The organism is Flavihumibacter stibioxidans (assembly GCF_014332695.1).
In the GTDB taxonomy this organism is placed as follows: Bacteria; Bacteroidota; Bacteroidia; order Chitinophagales; family Chitinophagaceae; genus Flavihumibacter; species Flavihumibacter stibioxidans.
In genome coordinates, this window is record NZ_MBUA01000023.1 from 312647 (window position 1) to 331536 (window position 18890).

Here is an 18890-nt window from a genome sequence, read left to right on the forward strand (position 1 = left end):
GTTAAGCGAGATAAAATACTTCCTGCAGGGGAATGCTGACGGGACTATTATCTTCATTTGTTTCCATGATATCCTTCATGTATGTCCACCATTTTTTCATCACCGGGTGATGGGGCAGTGCATCGAGCTGGTGCGAATCTTCTACGCTCATCACCCCGAAAAGTGACAGCGTTGCTTGATCCAGGAAAATGGAATAATGGTTTACACCACTGTCCTTGAGTAAAAGCTGCAGCTCCGGCCAGATAGCATCGTGGCGCTTTTTATACTCGGCTTCGCAGCCGGGAAAGAGTTTCATTCTGAAGGCAAGTCTGGTCATATCTGTTCGTTTATACGTTACCGGTAAAATCCCATCGCCACACCGCCATCCACATTCAGCGCATTGCCGGTGGATTTGTTCAGCAGTCCGCCAACGAAAGCGAAGCAGGCATTGGCGATGTCCTCCGGCAGGATGATCTCATTCAGTAAGGTACGCTTTGCATAGTAAGCAGGCAATTCCGCCACCATAATGCCATAGGCTTTGGCGCGGCCTTCTGCCCAGCCGCCGGCCCAGATATTGCTGTCGGCAATCACGGCATCGGGGTTCACCATGTTGACGCGAATGCGGTCTGGTCCGAGTTCTGCGGCCATCAGCCGGGTCATATGTGCCTGTGCAGCTTTGGCCGATCCGTAACCCGGATTATTCGGTCCGGCTACCACGGCATTCTTTGATACGATGTTGATGATATCACCCCCGAAGCCCTGCCGGCGCATGATTTCCACACCTGCTTTGGATACGATGAACTGGCCTTTAACCAGGATATCATAAAGGCGATCCCATTCTTCGAGTGTATGTTCCGTGATGGATTTGGAGATACTGATACCTGCGTTGTTTACGATAATATCTACTCCGCCGAAATCAAGGGCAGCCTGTTGAAATGCGGCATTGGCGGAAGTTTCATCTGTCACGTTCAGCAGCACGGAAGTAACGATATCGCGCCCGAAAGATTTTTTAAATTCCTCGACAGCACCCTGGAGCCTTTCTTCATTGATATCATTCAGCACCACACAGGCGCCTTCTTCGGCAAACCTCTTTGCGATGGCCTTTCCGATACCGCCAGCGCTGCCGGTAACCAGTGCCACCCTGCCGCTGAGTGATTTCGGCTTGGGCATGCGTTGGAGTTTGGCTTCTTCCAGCAACCAGTATTCAATATTGAATGCTTCCTGCCGGGGCAGGGAAGTGTATTCACTAATGGCCTCGGCCCCACGCATTACGTTGATGGCGTTGATATAGAATTCCGCCGCCACCCGGGCAGTCTGTTTATCCTTGGCAAAAGTGAACATGCCCACGCCGGGCAGCAGGATCACCACCGGGTTGGGGTCGCGTATAGCCGGACTGTCGGGGTGCTTGCAGGTATTGTAATAGTCCGTGTAAATAGCTCGATAGGAGCCGAAGGCCCCGTCGAGGTATGCCAGGTTAGGTGTCTGACATGTGGTGTCTGACATGTGGTGTCTGACATCTTTTTCCGCAGGAGTTTCAGATGTCTTAGAAGATGTCAGACACCACATGTCAGACACCTGTAAAACCAGCGGGCTGATCTTGGTTCGCAGGAAGTGGTCGGGGCAACTGGTGCCCATTGGTGCAAGGCGCTGCAAATCATGGGAGTTGATGAATTCCAGCACCCGGGGATCGTCGGTAAAATGCCCCACCATGCGGGTATGGCTGCTGCAATAACCGCGCAGGACGGGTGCCAGAGCGGCGGCCTGTATTCGGCGTTCGTCCGCCGGCAGGGAAGCCATCTTCTGCCCACCAAATACGGGACCTTTCTTACTTAGGTTTGCTTCGATGTAGGCCGCACAGGTTTCCACTACTTCCAGGGTATTGATATAGGATTCATAAGCGGTATCGCCCCAGGTGAACAACCCATGTGATCCCAGCATGATGCCGCGGATACCTGGATTTTCATCCAGGCATTGCCTCAGTTTCAATCCCAGGTCAAAGCCGGGACGTTGCCAATCCACCCAACCAATAGTACCGCCGAACATTTCCTGTGTAATGCGCTTCCCATCCTTTGCGGCTGCAATGGCGATGGCAGCATCCGGGTGCAGGTGGTCGATGTGTTTGAATGGCAGGAAGCCATGCAGGGGGGTGTCTATTGAGGGCGCTTTACTGGCCAGGTCAAAGATGCAGTGATTGAACAGTTCCACCATCTCATCTTCCTGTTCAATCCCGCGATAAATGTTTTTTAGGCTGCGCAGGCGAGCCACATACAGGGCCGCCAGGCCGCTCCGCTTCAGTGTTCCGATATCGCCACCAGAGCCCTTTACCCACATGACTTCGGTTTCCTGTCCGGTCAGCGGATCTTTTGCCATAGCCTTGCAGGAAGTATTACCGCCGCCATAGTTGGTGAGGCGAAGATCCGCGCCCAACAGGTTGGAACGGTAAATCAGCAGGCCTACTTCATCGTCGCCAAGTTTTTCGGCAACGGTATTGTCCCAGAGGTAGGAAACGTGTTTGAAACGATCAGGCAATGACATATATCAAGAAGTTTTAGGTTGTTAAACAGGTGTCTGACATGTGGTGTCTGACATGTAGTGTCTGACATGTAGTGTCTGACATGTAGTGTCTGACATGTAGTGTCTGACATGTGGTGTCTGACATCTTAAGGCACCGGATTCAGAAATCATAGATGTCAGACACCACATGTCAGACACCTATCGGAACTAACGAATTGAATTGCCATAACCGACTACCAGCACCGAAATGATAATGGTGATGATGCCGAGCACGACGGTCCTGCGGGTAGCGGCACTGACTCCTTTCCACTCTTTGAGTATCAGCCCCCAGGAGTTGGCGACCAGAATGATGAAGGCCATGTGCAGGATCCAGGAGGAGGGTCCGTTTCCGAGTTTGCTTTCCCCCATGCCGTAGAAAAAGAACTGCAGGAACCAGGTGGTTCCGGCTAATGCACAAAAAATAATATTCGCCAGCACCGGCACTTTCGGGTTCGTATAATCGCCGAAAGTTTTATTGCGTGCATTCAGCAGCAGGCACCAGATCAGGTTGGTGGTGAGTCCGCCCCAGAGTACCACCACGTAGGTTACGTTATTCTGGTACAAAAATTCACCTTCACCGGGATGCAGCGCCTTCCATGCTTCGTTGGCCACCAGCGCCATCGGCTTACCGGCCTCGAGTCCGAAATTGAAACAGGCACTGAGTACGCCGGAGATGATCGAAACCAGCAGCCCGATGCCAAAGCGATATTCCGTATTGCTCTGGTCAAACACTCCCGATGCAGCCATCTCCCGCTCCTTTTTTACACCGGCCCGCCCGCTGATGACGATTCCCAATATACAGACCAGCAATCCTGCCATGATCGTCATCCCCCATCGGGTTCCCATCAGCATGCCGATGGTATCCTTGCCTTCAGAAGGATAGAATTCATAATAGATGGATGGAATCAGCGCGCCAAAGACCATGCACAAGCCGAGTATGATGCTGCTTCCCAAAGACACGCCAAGGTAACGGACACCCAATCCATAAGTGAGTCCGCCAATGCCCCAGAGCACACCAAAAAAATAAGTCAGGGCCAGCGTCGAAGAAGATGCTCCACCGATGATATCACCAAATCCGGGGATGGTCATCCATGCAGCCAATGGAGGTACGATGAGCCAGGAAAACAATCCGCCCACCAGCCAGTAGGTTTCCCAGGACCATCCCTTTACTTTCTTGAAGGGGATGTAAAAACTTCCGGAGGCAAAGCCGCCGATGAAATGAAAAATAACTCCTAATATGGCTTGCATGTTGTTGCTTTCTGTGGCAGAATGATATCAAAAAGTAAATGTAAATTAGGAAGGCAGATCAACTGTCCTGAACTGTCGGGTTATGCCTTACGCATACCGGAATTTAAGCTTTAACCAACACATCATGAAACAGCTTTTTCAGTTCCTTTTTATTGTCAGCGTATTTACGAGCTGCCAGAGCAGTTCAAAATCCCGGCATCAATCCATCTCCTTGTTCAACGGGAAGGATCTTTCCGGCTGGCATATTGATGTGCCGGAGATGGATACCAACAAATTGGCACAGAGCCCCTTCCTGGTGCGTGATGGCCAGCTCATCAGCCTGGGCAAACCGGGCGGACACCTCATCACCGACAGGCGCTATAAAGATTATACCCTCGAAGTGGAATACCGGTTTGTCGGCAAGCCGGGCAATTGCGGGGTTCTGGTGCATGCATCCACCCCGCGTATCCTTTATAAAATGTTTCCGAAATCCGTTGAAGTGCAGATGATGCACGAGAATGCAGGTGATTTCTGGTGCATCGGGGAAGATATAACGGTAACAGATATGGAAAAGCGCCGCGGACCGAAAGAGAACTGGGGAGTAACGGAGGGAAAGGGAAGAAGGATCCTGAACCTGAACGATGGCGCAGAAAAACCTTTGGGAGAATGGAACCACATGAAGGTGGAATGCAAGGGAAATTCAGTCAGGGTCTGGGTGAATGGCCAGCTTACGAATGAAGGCTACCACTGCACTGCATCGGAGGGACAAATCGCGCTCCAGGCAGAAGGTGCAGAAGTAGCCTTCAGGAAAGTGGCATTGTACAGGTAAGCATTTAAGGCTAACCGTTAGTTTATTTCAGCTTTCCCACCTGTTCGTTATAATACTTGATGGTGCTCTGCACATGCGGCAGGTTGCTGGGTTGGCCTTCCATATCCATCTCGATATAGATATTGCCTTTGAAGCCCTGCTTTTTCAGCTCTTCAAATACACCGGGAAAGTTAACCACGCCGGTTCCAACAGGAACATCACGCAATTTGGGATCATTGAAGGCGGCGATGTCTTTCAGGTGGATCGCAATAATATGACCGGATAATTTCTTCACGCCGTCCACCGGATCAATGCCGCTCTTTGGCCAGTGACCCAGGTCGGCACAGGCGCCAAAGTTCGGATGACCCTGGATGGCAGCCAGCACCGAATCGGGGTGCCAGTAAGCACTCACGCCTTTCCAATGTTCATGGATGGCCACTTTGATTCCATACGCACCCGCCAGACTATCGACCTGGTCCCACAACTCAACCGGGGGTTCGGCCGTTACAAATTTCACTCCCATTGCCTTGGCCACATCGAACTCCTTTTTCCAGGATTCTACTGTTTTACCACCGCCGAGATACATTGATCCCATGGTAATACCCTTATCTGCAACCATTTTCTTCAACTGGTCAAGACCTTCCGGGGATAATTGTCCTACCAGGGTATCCTTCAAAGCGGGACCGGATTTATGGAAGGTACTCGCCTCAATCAGTGTAAGTCCGGAACTGTCTACCTTATCCAGCGCATCTGGGAAATTGAACGTGTGGAATGTCCAGAGTTCTACTCCCAGGTTCCAACTCTGGGTAACATTCTCCTCCGGCGCGGCATCTGTTTTTTCTTCTTTTGTCGGTTGCGAATTACAGGCTGCCAGGAACAATCCTGCGGCCAGTGTCAATTGTGACAGCAATGCTTTCGTTTTCATTTTACTTGCTTATTGTTTTGTTGGTTAAAATTTTGTGGTAATGGTGATGCCCATGGTCTGCGGGTCGCCGATGTGTACGGCACCAAAATCATAGGCATAGGCCATATATTTTCTTTTGGTGAGATTGCGGGCCCAGAAATGGATCTCCCCGAACCGGCTGCTGACTCCCAGGCGGGTATTGATCAGTTGATAGGGCGACTGGCGGATATTATTGGCCAGGTCAAAATATTGTTGTCCGAGGTAGATCCATTCTGCCCTTGCCACCAGCGCTACCTGTTGTTTGGGCAACAGGGCCACGCTGTACTGCAGGGCCAGCATGGATGTGACATCGGGTGTGAATATCTGGCGTTTGCCATCCAGGTTAACTTCATCACCATTGGAAGACACTTTGAGCTCACTGTATTTCGCATAGGTATAACCGAAACTGTAATCCAGTTCAAGCCCCTCTGCCAGCCGCGCTGCAGCCTCCAGTTCCAACCCCCTGCTATTGAGTTTGCCGGTATTGCGGGTAACCGTAATGGCATCGGGCAAAACAAGGGCAGGCACCTGCGCATCGGTAACGCCTGTATAGAAAGCGGTAACGGCCATCTGTAACCGATTTTCCAGGAAGCGGCCCTTCCATCCGATCTCTATATTGTTGCTGTATTCAGGTTTGTAAGGGTAGAGCGGTGGCTGCGAGGGATCGGAAGACAGTTGCGTAAGTCCGCCCGTGCGGAACCCGCGGCTGAAACTGGCAAAAATATTATTTTGGCTATCCAGCTGGTAGGCAGCGCCCACCTTGGGGGATATAGCGCTGAAAGTGTTGGTGGCGGCGGTATCGGGCTGGGTGGTAAATGCATCATCGCCGTCGGGCTGGAATTCTCCTTTTACCTTCAATTCACGGTTTTCGCGATCGTAGCGCAATCCCGCGATGAAAGAAAGTTTCGATGTGAACGCATAATTGGCCTGCCCGAAGAATGCCATTCCGCGGTTCTTTCCGGTGGAGGTATTGATCGTGGAAAAATTCGTCATGGGAGCACCCATCATTTCGGCATCCTCGCCAAAATGGGTGGCCTGCTTCACAGGGTTGTGCTGCCGGAAGAAGAAAGCACCCGCCAGCCAGTTAAGCCGGGAGGACTTCTGCGCAGGAGAACTGAATCGGAATTCCTGGGTAAATATCTTCACCCGGTTCCAGTCGCGACCAAAATCATTGATCACTTCCACGGCATCCAGGGGAGAGAAATCGCCATCCAGCGGCGACTGGTAATACCTGTAATTGGTCTGGTAGGCGGTCTGCGATATAAAGTTGAAATCCCTTGCCTGGTGCTGCACCGAGAGCGAAGTATTCATGGTATTGTCCACCATCCGGGCCACCGCATTCTGGTTCAGTTTATACGCATTGTTGATAGCATCCTCCACGCCAAAGACCATTGGAAATGCACCGTGGTTGCGGTTGTTCTGGTGTTTGAAATTATAGGTGACAGACCAGTTGGAAGCAGGCAGCCATTTCAGGAAATAATTTCCGGTCAGCGCATGCTGTTTATCGTAGGAACTGTTGTTGAATTCGTTGGTATAATACCCATCGCGCTGGTGGTAAACAGCTGAAGCACCGGCAAATAATTTTCCTTTTACCACGGGAGTCCGGATACCTGCCTGGTAACGCTGCAATCCATAATTGCCCATGTTGACTTCCGCGAAACCGCTGGTAGTATTGCCCGGCTGTTTGGTGATAATATTGATGACACCACCCATGGCATTACGTCCATAAAGGGTTCCCTGCGGGCCGCGCAACACTTCGATTCGTTCGACATCTGCGAGTTGTGGAATATAGCTGTCGAGACTGAACTGGTTCACTCCGTCTACATACACTGCCACAGCGGGATCATAGGAAGTGGTGGTAATACCGCGGATCGATGTCACATTTCTTTCATCGCCGGAATTATTGGAGTAGAAATTGGGCACGATGGCAGTGAGTTCTTTGGCATTCCAGAGCCGGTACTGCTGCACCTGCCTGGCTGATAATGACGTAACGCTTAACGGCGCTTTCTGTATCAGCCCTTCCCGCTTTTCTGCGGTTACCAGTACATCATCCAGTTGCCGGGACTGTATCTGTAATATATAGGTATTCGCATCCCCCTTGTCACCGGTCTGCGCAGTAACTACCGTGGATGCATAACCGATCATGGATAATTCCAGTTCATAGGAACCATGCTGCAGGGCGGCCAGTTGGAAATCCCCCTCCTGCCCCGTTATCGTTCCCAGCGAGGTATTGAGAACACGAACGGACACCCCGCCCAGCCCTTTTCCCGACTTGTCTGTTACCTTTCCTTTTATGACCGGTTGCTGCGCTGTTGCTGAAAAAACCAGTAATACTGCTGCTAATACGGATACGAACCTCTTACTCATCATCTTGTTCTGACTCTTATTTTGGGTTATTTAGAAATCAATTGTATGGCCTGTAAAGCAACCGTTCCTGCTTCCGCCGGATCAGCCACCCGGCTAATTATATACAGGTTGTGCAATTTACCATCTGTAACCGGTTCCAGCACCACATTCAGCATGGTACCACCAAAACCGCCGGCAGGACGTGCAGAGGACATTCCGCCTTTTAATACTGCCTCACCGATCTTTTTGCCATCCGGTGCATCCAGCCTGAACTCGAACACGTAGCCTATTTTGGGAGCTTCCTGCCAGCCCACCACCAATGCGGCACCATTCACACCGGTCAGATCCAGCTTCTCCATACTGAAATGACCTGTGGGTTTTGGTACAATCATCAGGGTCATACCCTGAACCCTCATCAGTGAAAAATCCCTTAGGTTGGTGGCTGCTCCAAAGTCCAGTTTGCTGCCCTTAAGTACCACACTATTGTTGCCGGTGAGTGGTTTTATATTGTTACCACCCTTGTCGGTATAACTGGCGGAGATTACCAATACGCCCTGGTCCGTCGGCTTTTTATCGAGGGTGGATTTTACCGACCCAACGGCCGGAAGAGATGGTTGCAGTTTCTGCGCTGCTGCCAGTGATTGTATCCAGGCCACGATCTGGCGGGCATCATTCTCCTTTAGATCGGGGTGAGCCGACATGGCTGTTTCGCCCCAAACGCCACCACCGCCTTTGATGATCTTGTTGACGAGATAACCGACCGCATCGGGGCGGTCCCTGTATTTTTTCGCCACTTCAAAATATGCGGGACCAATGGATTTTTCATTCTCCTTGTGACAGGATTTGCAATCGAGCGACTGTACCAGGCTTTTCCCAACGGTGGCTTCAGACATCAGCATATGGCCCAGATTGGCGCCAGCTTTATCCGGACTCTCCAGGTAATCGGCAGACACGACCAGCCCCGACACATCCGTTGCAGCGGTGGGATCATTTTTATCGCTCACTTTCACTTCATATTCCACCATCTTACCAGGGAAATAGAATGTCTGGTTGCCCCTGATCTTTATGCTTACTTCCGGCTCGTCATTACCCGCATATACATTGACAGGCTCGCTCTTCGCGGTTTCTTTTTTATCATCACTAACTGTTACGGATATACTATAATCACCGGTCTTGCTATATGTATATTCAAGTTGGGGTACGGTGGTCTCCTTTTGCTCGCCGTTGCCCAGGTTCCAGGTATAGGTAAGCGGGTCTTTTTCGGGATCCTTCGCATCTACAGTAGCCACCACTTTATAGGGCAGTGCGCCAGAACGCCTGTCCACGCTGATACCGGCCACTTTCGGTGCGCGGTTCCCACCGTTGAAATCTATTCTCGCCAGTCCTGCATCGGGATTCTTACTGAACCAGCCGCTGCCATATTCCAGCAGGTAGAGCTTACCATCTGGTCCCACCTCCATATCGATCATGTTGTTGAATTTGGTATTGGGCATGAAGGGCTCCATTTTGTCAAAATCGCCGTTTGGCATCATGGTCACCAGTTTTACCCAACCGCGAATCCAGTCGTAAATGATCAGCTTGCCATTCATATAGTCGGGCATGCGGGTCTCTTTCGGGAACATATCGGTATAATAAACCGGTCCGGCCATCGCGTTGCGTCCGCCGGTTCCGACACTGGGAAAGTCAACAGAAGCGCCATAGGGATACCAGATGAAAGCGGGTTGTGCAGGTGGTAATTCCTTAATGCCGGTATTGTTGCGTGAGGTATTGACAGGTTTGGCCGGATCAAAAAGTGGTCCGGTTTTTCCGGTTGCATAATCATACTCGTGATATGGTATATTGTTGGCTATGAAAAGTGGCCATCCGAAGAATCCGGCCTTACGTGCCTGGTTAACTTCATCATAACCACGGGGTCCCCGAACACCTAAACTGTCGCCGCCGGCATCGGGCCCCACTTCACCCCAGTAGAGATAACCATTTTTCTGGTCAACAGAGATCCGGTAGGGATTCCGGTTACCCTGAACATAGATCTCGGGACGGGTACCTTCCGTTCTTTTCGGGTATAGGTTGCCGTCAGGTATGTCATATGAGCCATCTTCCTTCACTTTAATGCGAAGGATCTTTCCGCGCAGGTCATTGGGGTTGCCGGAACTGCGGCGGGCATCGTATTGCTCATGACCCTGACGGTCATCCAGCGGTGCAAAGCCCCTGTTGGTATAAGTTTGCTTAGGCTCATCGAATGGCGTTGAGTTGTCACCGGTAGAAAGAAACAGATTACCGTCCTTATCAAAGGCGATGGATCCACCAGTATGGCAGCATATCTCCCGCTGGGAATAAACATCCAGGATGGTCTTCTCCTCCACCAGGCTGTCATTCGACAGCCTGAAACGCGAGAGGCGGTTCACAGAAGTATCAATCGGACTATAGAATACATATACAAATCTGTTCTTCTCAAAATCCGGATCGGCTTTGATGCCCAGTACACCTTCTTCTGCATTCACACCAGGTGTATTGGTCTTCCAGTACACGTTCAGCATTTTGGCCAGCTTCGGAATAGAATCGCCGTTCTTCACCAGCAGGATCTCGCCGCGGCGCTGTGCCACGAGGATGTCGAGGTTGGGCAGCACGGTCAGTTCCGTTGGCTCAAAAAACTGTCCGGTGACCAGCATGGTCTTGGTGAAACGGTCTTCATCCGGCACATTCAGTGTGCGGGCTTTATTGTAATCGAGCTTTTTATTCTTGCCGATGGCATACCGGATTCCTCCCAGCAAATGCTTTACGAATGGATCTTCCGTGAAAGTTTCTTTGGTGTGACCCATATTGGTATAAAAAGCACGGCCACCGTCATATTCGTGGTACCATGACATCGGGTGATGGTCACCGTTCTTGCCGCCTTTATAGGATTTTTCATCCACCGTCACCAGCACTTTCACATCCGGATTCATTTTTTTGAAACTGTAAAATTCATCGGTCTTGTTCCATTTTTCTTCGAGGTGTTTGGTGGATATATGGCTGCGGTCCACCACATTCAACACACCCGGCTGCACATTCGGGAAGGTATCGTTGATGCCGGGGTGATCGAGGAAATAGGCACCAGCCAGCCGGCCATACCATCCCCATTCATATTCGGTATCGCTGGCCGCATGTATCCCAACATAACCACCGCCGGACTGGATATAGCGTTCAAAGGCAGCTTCCTGGTAGTTGTTGAGTACATCACCGGTGGTACTAAGGAAAATGACCGCGGAGTATTTTTTCAGGCTGTCATCAGTAAACCAGGCGGCATTAACGGTGGTATCCACATCAAAACCATTCTCCTTCCCGAGTTTCTGAATAGCTGCAATTCCATCGGGGATGGAATTGTGATAAAATCCGGCCGTTTTGCTGAAAACCAGGACCCTGGCCTTACCGGAGCGTCCTCCGCAGGAGATGGCCATACTCAGGATTAAAGCCAGGCAGGACAGGCTAAGGAATGTGGCAAGTGATCTGATCATGTTGAATTGCTTGAAGCTGGTATTGCTGGTGAATGATGTTGATTATTTTTTGAGTGCCTCGGCTATTCCCTTTTCAACCAGGGGTTCCATAATTTTATAGCCTTCTTCCGTAGGGTGCACTTCATCGTGTGCCAGGTGTTTGGGCAGGCCTTTCCGCTCATCGGCCATGGCGGAGAAAAAGTCCACGTACACAAGCTTATGCCTGGTCGCATAGTCTCTCAGCATCTTGTTGAGTTCCACCACTTTTCCCGCGGGTTGCATTCCGGGACGCCAGGGAAAATCATAGGCCGGCAGTACGGAGCAGATCACCACCCTGATATTATTTGCCCTTGCGATCTCAGCCATTGAAGAAATATTATCAAAGCTTTGTTCCAGGGTCATGGGACCGGTATTTCCTGCAATATCATTGATACCTGCCAGGATCACTACGGCCGCAGGCTTCAGGTTCACCACATCATCGCGGAAGCGCAACAGCATCTGTGGAGTGGTTTGTCCGCTGATACCACGGTTGATATATGGCCTGCCCGCAAAAAACGAAGGGCGGTTATTCTTCCAGCCTTCGGTAATGGAATTGCCCATGAAGACAATTCTCTTTTCATTTGCCTTCAGGGGTTTCAGGGCATCGTTCTCTTTGGCATACTTTCTCAGGTTACCCCAATCATTGCGGTTCAGTTCGTCCTGCATGCGGGAATATTTTCTCCAGTCCTTGTAATTTGTATTGGCTCTCCAGCCCGTAGGTTTAACAGGCCACATCCAGCCGTATTCACCCATCCAGTCGGCCAGGCGGTCCACCCAGGTATCGGAAGGAAGGTTCAATTCACGCATACCGAAGCCATGCCCGCCGCGCTCATACATGTGCAATTCGGCGGGTTGTTTTGCGGCCACCCATTTATTATACACCGCCACGCTGTGCGGAGCCAGTCCGAGGTTATCATCAGTGGCAGCCACTATAAAGGCAGGGGTTTTAGCTGCGGGAACCGTTGAATCACCCGGGAGCCTGCCGGTATATGCATAGACGGGAACGATGAAGTTGGGACGGTTTGCATCGGTCGAGTTGTACACCACCGACATGGTTACGGTACCTCCTGCGGAAAATCCCATGAATCCGATCCGGTCCCTGCTGATATTATATTTTTCGGCGTTCTCACGGAGATACGCAACCGCTTTTAAGCCATCCTGCATGGCCATTGATACAACGGTTTTATAGTCATATTTTTCCGAACCATTCCCGGAAATGGACTGGCCAAATTCGATGGTGGGTTCTTCCGTCAGGCTGTGTACCAGCCGGTATTTCAGGACAAATGCAGTGATGCCCTTACTGTTCAGCCATTTGGCCACATCGGTGCCTTCGCTTTTTATGGACAGGGCATGGAAACCTCCTCCCGGAGCAATGATCACCGCCGTATTGGTATTGAATCCTGCCGGTGCGGGATAAACAGTAAGCGTTGGTTCGGCCACATTGTACACAACCGGAGTCTGCCAGCTTGTTGTTTCCAAATATTTTTCCTCCCAGTTCCAGGATTCCGAGCCGGGTGCTTTGCCGGGATACAATCGGATCACCTCGTTTTGGGCCCATGCGGTAAATGCCAGCAGGATTAATGGTAAAACCAACACTTTTTTCATACAGCAAGAAAATTTAGCTCCTAAATATAACCAAAGAAGGCAGCTAATTCCCAACAAATCCGCCTCCTGCCCGACGGATGGCAAAAAAAGAAAAAGATCGGTTAATTTTTCACAGCTGCAACCGGAACCTTTCTGTCAGCAGAAAAATGGTATTCACCGGCCCCCAGTTCAAGTTGAATATAATCTCCGTTCCTACCCGCCAGTTTAATATCTTTTACGCCAGAGATCAGCACCCCGTTTTCCCTGATTGAATCAGCCTGTTCAGCAGGAATATAAACGGTAGCCCTGGTATTAACTGGTATGGTAAGATTCATCAACAGTTTGTTACCCTCAAGTTTCCAGCCACTTTTCACCAGTCCATAATAGGTTTTGAGAGATGCCTCTGCATGGGTGAAATCACCTCCGATCACGGGTTTGATCCTGATATGCTTATACCCGACTCCGTCTTCATAAGTATCCAGTCCGGCCATCACCCGGTACATCCAGTCGCCGATGGCACCATAGGCATAGTGGTTGTAGGAGTTCATGGAGGGCGTCTGAAATGTGGAGTCCGGCTTGATGCCATCCCATCTTTCCCAGATGGTGGTAGCTCCCATCTTGACAGGGTAGAGCCAGGAGGGATAGGTTTCCTGCTGTAATAATTTATAGGCAATATCGGCATACCCAAAGCGGCTCAGCACATGGCAGAGATAAGGAGTTCCCAAAAAACCTGTGGTGAGATGCGTGCCATAAGATTCGACATTTTCTGCCAAACGTTTTGCAGCCTGTGCCCGCAGGTTTTCAGGTAACATGTCGAAATGCAGGGCAAGCACATAGGCAGTTTGGGTGCCGGAAACCAGGCGTCCGTTGGAGGTCATGTATTCGTTCAAAAAAGCCGCCTTTATCCTGTCTGACAGTGCCGTGTAGTTGCCGGCATCTTCCTGGCGTCCCAGAACTTTTGCGGCATTTGCGAGCAATTGCACGGAGTGCGCATAAAAGCATTGTGCGATCAGGTATTTGTCTGTAACTGCCGCACGACCGTCATTGTCATCATTTGGGCGATAAAAGAGCCAGTCACCAAAATGAAAACCGGTATTCCAGAGATCGTTCTTTGCCACCCTGCGGATACTTTCCACATAATCCTTCATGCTCTGGTACTGGGTTTCAAGCAGTCTTTTGTCACCATAGGCCAGGTACATATCCCAGGGTGCAATGGTTGCAACATCGGCCCAGCCCGCAGAGTTGACTGCATTTTTTCCCAGCACATTGGGGACCACAAATGGCACTTTACCACTGTCCTGGTCTGCTTCCACATCCCTTAACCATTTGGCAAAGAAATTATTGACATTCATGTTGAAGGAAGCGGTTCTTGCAAAAGCCTGTGCATCGCCTGTCCAGCCCAGGCGCTCATCACGCTGCGGACAGTCGGTTGGCACATCCAGGAAATTACCTCTTTGTCCCCATTCGATATTATGCTGCAACTGGTTGACCAGGGCATTGGAACTGGTAAATGTTCCTGTTGGCTCCATATCCGAATAAAGCGCAACCGCTTCAAAATTGTCCGCGGTGATCTCACCCGGGTAACCCTCAATTTTCGCATACCGGAAACCCTGCCAGGTGAAATGTGGTTCGAATATCTCTTCCTCACCACCTTTCAGCACATAGGTATTCTTCACTTTTGCAGACCGCATATTTGCCGTGTAGAAATTCCCTTTTTTATCAAGCACTTCGGCATGTGACAATATAATGCTGTCGCCCGTTTTCCCTTTCACTTTCACTACCACCCAGCCGACAAGGTTTTGCCCAAAATCAATCACCTTATCCCCTTCCGGGGTAGTGAATATTTTAATTGGTTTGAAGCGTTCCTGTTTTTTAACGGTTTCATTAACCGTGGAAATCAATACACTTTTAGAAAAGTCTTTCACCACAACCGGACTCCAACCCGCATCATTATACGAAGCTGTTGACCAACCCGCCTTATCCAGGCGGGCATCAATGGTTTCGCCATGGTAGATCTCGGAATACCTGATCTTTCCGGTGGAAGACTTCCATGATTCATCAGATACAATTACTGTTTCCGTGCCATCGGCATAGGTAATATGCATCTGAGCCAGCAGGGCAATATCCTTTCCGTAAAAATTAAACCCGCCAACCCAGCCAATAGCCCCGCGGTACCAGCCGCTTCCAAGGGTTACGCCAATTGCGTTGGATCCGCGCTGAAGCATGCCCGTTACATCATATACCTGGTATTGCAGGCGCTTCCTGTAGGCGGTCCAGCCGGGGGTCAGGTAATCATCTCCTACCCTTTGACCATTCAGCATTGCTTCATAAAGGCCATGTGAGGTTATATACAATCTTGCAGATGCTATCTTTTTTGAGAGGTCGAATTTCTTCAGGAAAAGCGGACTGGGACGCATGACAGAGTCTTCTGTGTAACCTGGTGTGATCCACTTAGCCTTCCACTCCGCAGCATCCAGGAGGGCCATTTCAAAAGAAGCCGGAGCACTCCAGCCCGATGCCTTGCCCTTTTCATCCCAGACCCTGAGTTTCCAGTTGTATTTTTTCCGGCTTTTCAGCGTCTCGCCCTGGTAGGGCACCATTACAGACTGGTCAGAATTTACTCTACCACTCTTCCAAACGGTATTCTTTCCCTCAGTAACTACGATCTCATAGGCTGATTGCCCGGCATTGCGACTGGCAGATTCAAGTTGCCAGCTGAAGCGGGGCTGGGTACTGGCAACGGCGATGGGATTATGTAACTGTTCGGTTAACAGCCTGCTGATCCGGAGTTGTGCAAAACTGCCTGCACTGAGCAGCATAAAGGCTAACAACCATAATGATCTTGTGTACATGGCGCGCAATGTTTGAATAGTGACGAATATATTCCCGTAATCCTGCATTACCATCCTGCACTATCCTGTAAGTTAATCAAGGTCGGCTAAGAATAATCTTTCTATATTTATCAGAAGCTCCGGATCCATGGCCGCTGATAATATCTATCGCTTTATTCATATAGACGACCAGTCGGTTACCCCCAAGTACCTGCAACTGACCAATTCGATCATCAAGGGAATGGAAGAAGGCAAGATCGGAAAGGACTATCTCCTGCCCTCCATCAACGAGCTCAGCTATGAACTGGATATTTCAAGGGATACCGCTGAAAAGGCATACCGTCACCTGAAAGGACTCGGGATCATCGGATCGGTTCCGGGCAAGGGTTATTTCATCTCCCAAACGGATTTTTTCCAGACCTATAAGATCTTCCTGCTGTTCAATAAACTCAGCCAGCATAAAAAGATCATCTACGATTCCATGGTGAAGGAGCTGGGAGAAAAAGCGGCGATTGATTTTTATATCTACAACAATGATTTCAGCCTGTTTAAAAAACTGATCACGGACCGCAAGAACGATTACACCCATTTTGTCATCATCCCTCATTTCCTGGAGGGTGGCGAAAATGCACACGAGCTGATCAACGACATTAAAGGTGCGAACCTGATCCTGCTGGATAAGCTGATCCCGGGAATTACCAGAAACTATGGCGCGGCCTATGAAGATTTTGAAAAAGATATTTTCAATGCCCTTGAGCAGGCACTGCCCCGGCTGGAAAAATACCAGACAATAAAGATCATCTTCCCTTCATACACCTATTTCCCGGAGGAAATCCTCAAGGGCTTTTATTCCTTCTGCCGTGAGTATGCGTTCAATTACAAAGTGGTTCATTCTATTGCCGAAGAACCCATCGGCAAGGGTGAAGTATACATCAACCTGATGGAAGATGACCTGGTGGTATTGCTGGAAAAAATAAAGCAGACTGCCCTGAAACCGGGCACAGATGTTGGCATCATCTCCTACAATGAAACACCGCTGAAACGGTTTATACTGGATGGGATCACTACCATTTCCACCAACTTTGCGGCAATGGGTGAAGCCACCGCAAAGATGATCCTCAGTAATCAACCGGAGCAAACGGAAATACCTTTCACCCTTACCCTGCGGCCATCACTCTGATCATTTCTCCGCCCAGTAGTCGATCACCAGAACTTTGTCGAGGTGCGGTTTCAGTACTTCCACAAAGGCGAGGTGTGCGGCATGGGGCAGGTACACAGCGCGGTCTGCTTCAGATTTGAAGGTCACAAAAAAACAATGGGTGAATTCCTGGTTCAGGTTTTCGGGACTATTGTTTTTTCCCCATTCGAAGGAATGAATTTCTTTTATTGCTTTTGGCAGCCTGCGAAATGCATCTTCTACTTTTTGCACGTCAGATTCGGTGCTGGCAGCAGTAAACTTAAAGAGCACCACATGGCGCAGCAGTTTCCCCGACTGTCCGGATGTACCCTGTGCAAATGCAGCTGAAGTCATAATAATGGACGCTAGTAAAAAGAGTAAGAGCTTTCTCATGAAAGGGTGATTTTTCACCCTTAAGTTACGCGAAACTTACGCTCACCCCGCCGTCTTTTTCATCTTTCAGTAAAATGCCCAGTTCCTGGAGCTGGTTGCGGATCTTGTCGCTGGTGGCAAAATCCTTCCTGCTCTTGGCATCCTTGCGGATATCGATGAGCAGTTGCAATACACCATCCAGTTTTCCGGTATCACCGCCTCCGGAATGTTGTTCATCCTGCAATCCAAAGATGTCTTCCAGGTAAGCCCTGAAAGCCTTGCGCATCTTGTCAATGGTGGCATTGCCCAATGCATCGGCAGGTATATGTTTGTCCCTGATGCCATTGATCACCGGTACCAGTTCAAACATGCTGGCCAGTACTTTCGCGGTGTTGATGTCATCGTTCATGAATTCGTCGAATTCATCCACGAGTTTAGCGCATTTGGCATCCAGTTCCGCATCTCCGGCGGTGGCCGCGCCGGCAGTAAACTCGTTCAGCACTTTGTAGGCATCCCACAAACGGCGCATACCTTTTTGCGCCGCCTGTAATGCTTCGTTACCGAAATCAAGCGTGCTGCGGTAATGTGTCTGCAGGATAAAAAAGCGCACCGTCATCGGGTGGTATGCCTGTTCCAGCAAGGGATGCGAGCCGCTGAACAATTCAGTCAGCTTGATCACATTGTTATAGCTCTTGCCCATCTTCTTGCCGTTGATGGTGATCATGTTATTGTGCATCCAGTAACGTGCAGGAACATGGTGGTTGCAGATCGTACTTTGTGCGATCTCACTTTCATGGTGGGGAAACTGGAGATCCATCCCTCCCCCATGGATATCAAATTGTTTACCCAGGTATTTGGTGGCCATGGCCGAACATTCGATGTGCCAGCCCGGGAAACCCTCACCCCAGGGGCTGTTCCAACGCATGATGTGTTCCGGCGGAGCCGCTTTCCACAACGCAAAATCCTGCTTGTTCTTCTTTTCATCCTGGCCCTCCAGTTCACGGGTGGTTTCGAGCAGGTCATCCATCACACGACCGCTTAGTTTGCCGTATGGATAGTTTTCAGCAAATTTTTTGACATCAAAATAAACAGAACCATTTTTCTCATACGCGTAGCCTTCGGCGATAATGGTTTTGATCATTTCGATCTGCTCCACGATATGACCGGTTGCTGTGGGTTCAATGGATGGGTCGAGATTATTGAACTGTTTCATGGCCCAATGGAAAAGATTGGTGTATTTCTGCACCAGTTCCATCGGTTCCAGTTTTTCAATCTGTGCCTTTGATGAAATTTTGTCTTCCGCTTCACGGCCTTCTTCCTCAAAATGTCCCGCATCGGTAATATTGCGGACATACCGCACCTTATATCCCAGATGTACCAGGTAGCGATACAATACATCAAAAGTGATAAAGGGGCGGGCATGGCCGAGATGGCTCTCCCCGCTTACAGTTGGTCCGCACACATACATACCCACATGACCCGGAACCAGGGGTTCAAATACTTCTTTCTGCCTCGTATAGGAATTAAATACTTTCAGTTCGGACATAATTGATCAATT

Annotated in this window: 12 protein-coding genes; 2 read left to right on the forward strand and 10 right to left on the reverse strand. The window is 50.0% G+C overall.

What is annotated here, in order from left to right; genetic code table 11:
* Position 1: 1 nt before the first annotated feature.
* The 3 genes from rhaM to rhaT all read right to left on the reverse strand — a co-directional run bounded on the left by rhaM (position 2) and on the right by rhaT (position 3780).
* Positions 2–316 carry an L-rhamnose mutarotase gene (gene rhaM / locus BC349_RS12770; protein ID WP_187257156.1) on the reverse strand — a complete coding sequence of 105 codons (315 nt, stop codon included), beginning with the start codon at positions 314–316 and terminating at the stop codon, positions 2–4.
* A gap of 17 nt (positions 317–333) precedes the next feature.
* Positions 334–2514, reverse strand: coding sequence for a bifunctional aldolase/short-chain dehydrogenase (locus tag BC349_RS12775; protein WP_187257157.1), 2181 nt, complete (start codon positions 2512–2514; stop codon positions 334–336).
* A gap of 186 nt (positions 2515–2700) precedes the next feature.
* Positions 2701–3780 (reverse strand): L-rhamnose/proton symporter RhaT, encoded by a 1080-nt coding sequence (gene rhaT, locus BC349_RS12780; protein WP_187257158.1) that lies wholly within the window; start codon positions 3778–3780, stop codon positions 2701–2703.
* Between the two features lie 124 nt (positions 3781–3904).
* On the opposite strand from rhaT, the gene BC349_RS12785 reads away from it, so the two are divergent.
* Entirely contained in the window at positions 3905–4588 is a 684-nt protein-coding gene (locus tag BC349_RS12785; RefSeq protein ID WP_187257159.1) for a 3-keto-disaccharide hydrolase, read from the forward strand.
* 22 nt (positions 4589–4610) lie between these two features.
* Here BC349_RS12785 and BC349_RS12790 read toward each other — a convergent pair whose 3' ends face one another.
* The 5 genes from BC349_RS12790 to BC349_RS12810 all read right to left on the reverse strand — a co-directional run bounded on the left by BC349_RS12790 (position 4611) and on the right by BC349_RS12810 (position 15804).
* Positions 4611–5492, reverse strand: a complete 882-nt coding sequence (locus tag BC349_RS12790) for a sugar phosphate isomerase/epimerase family protein (RefSeq protein WP_187257160.1) — start codon at positions 5490–5492, stop codon at positions 4611–4613.
* Between the two features lie 24 nt (positions 5493–5516).
* A complete protein-coding gene (locus BC349_RS12795) occupies positions 5517–7880 on the reverse strand; it encodes a TonB-dependent receptor (protein WP_187257161.1) in 2364 nt (787 codons plus the stop codon).
* Positions 7881–7903: 23 nt separating this feature from the next.
* Positions 7904–11350: a ThuA domain-containing protein gene (locus BC349_RS12800; RefSeq protein ID WP_187257162.1), complete on the reverse strand. Its 3447-nt coding sequence runs from the start codon at positions 11348–11350 to the stop codon at positions 7904–7906.
* A gap of 42 nt (positions 11351–11392) precedes the next feature.
* The gene (locus BC349_RS12805) at positions 11393–12973 is read right to left on the reverse strand and encodes a GDSL-type esterase/lipase family protein (RefSeq protein WP_187257163.1); all 1581 of its coding nucleotides are present in this window, start codon (positions 12971–12973) and stop codon (positions 11393–11395) included.
* A gap of 101 nt (positions 12974–13074) precedes the next feature.
* Positions 13075–15804, reverse strand: a complete 2730-nt coding sequence (locus BC349_RS12810) for an alpha-L-rhamnosidase (protein ID WP_187257164.1) — start codon at positions 15802–15804, stop codon at positions 13075–13077.
* A 127-nt stretch (positions 15805–15931) separates the two neighbouring features.
* Between BC349_RS12810 and BC349_RS12815 the strand changes: the two genes are divergently transcribed.
* Positions 15932–16963: a GntR family transcriptional regulator gene (locus BC349_RS12815; RefSeq protein WP_187257165.1), complete on the forward strand. Its 1032-nt coding sequence runs from the start codon at positions 15932–15934 to the stop codon at positions 16961–16963.
* On the opposite strand, the gene BC349_RS12820 is transcribed toward BC349_RS12815, so the two are convergent.
* Both BC349_RS12820 and cysS read right to left on the reverse strand, forming a co-directional pair.
* Complete coding sequence (locus BC349_RS12820) at positions 16964–17353, reverse strand: Dabb family protein (RefSeq protein ID WP_187257166.1); 390 nt, start codon at positions 17351–17353, stop codon at positions 16964–16966.
* A gap of 25 nt (positions 17354–17378) precedes the next feature.
* Positions 17379–18878, reverse strand: a complete 1500-nt coding sequence (gene cysS, locus BC349_RS12825) for a cysteine--tRNA ligase (RefSeq protein ID WP_187257167.1) — start codon at positions 18876–18878, stop codon at positions 17379–17381.
* Positions 18879–18890 lie beyond the last annotated feature (12 nt).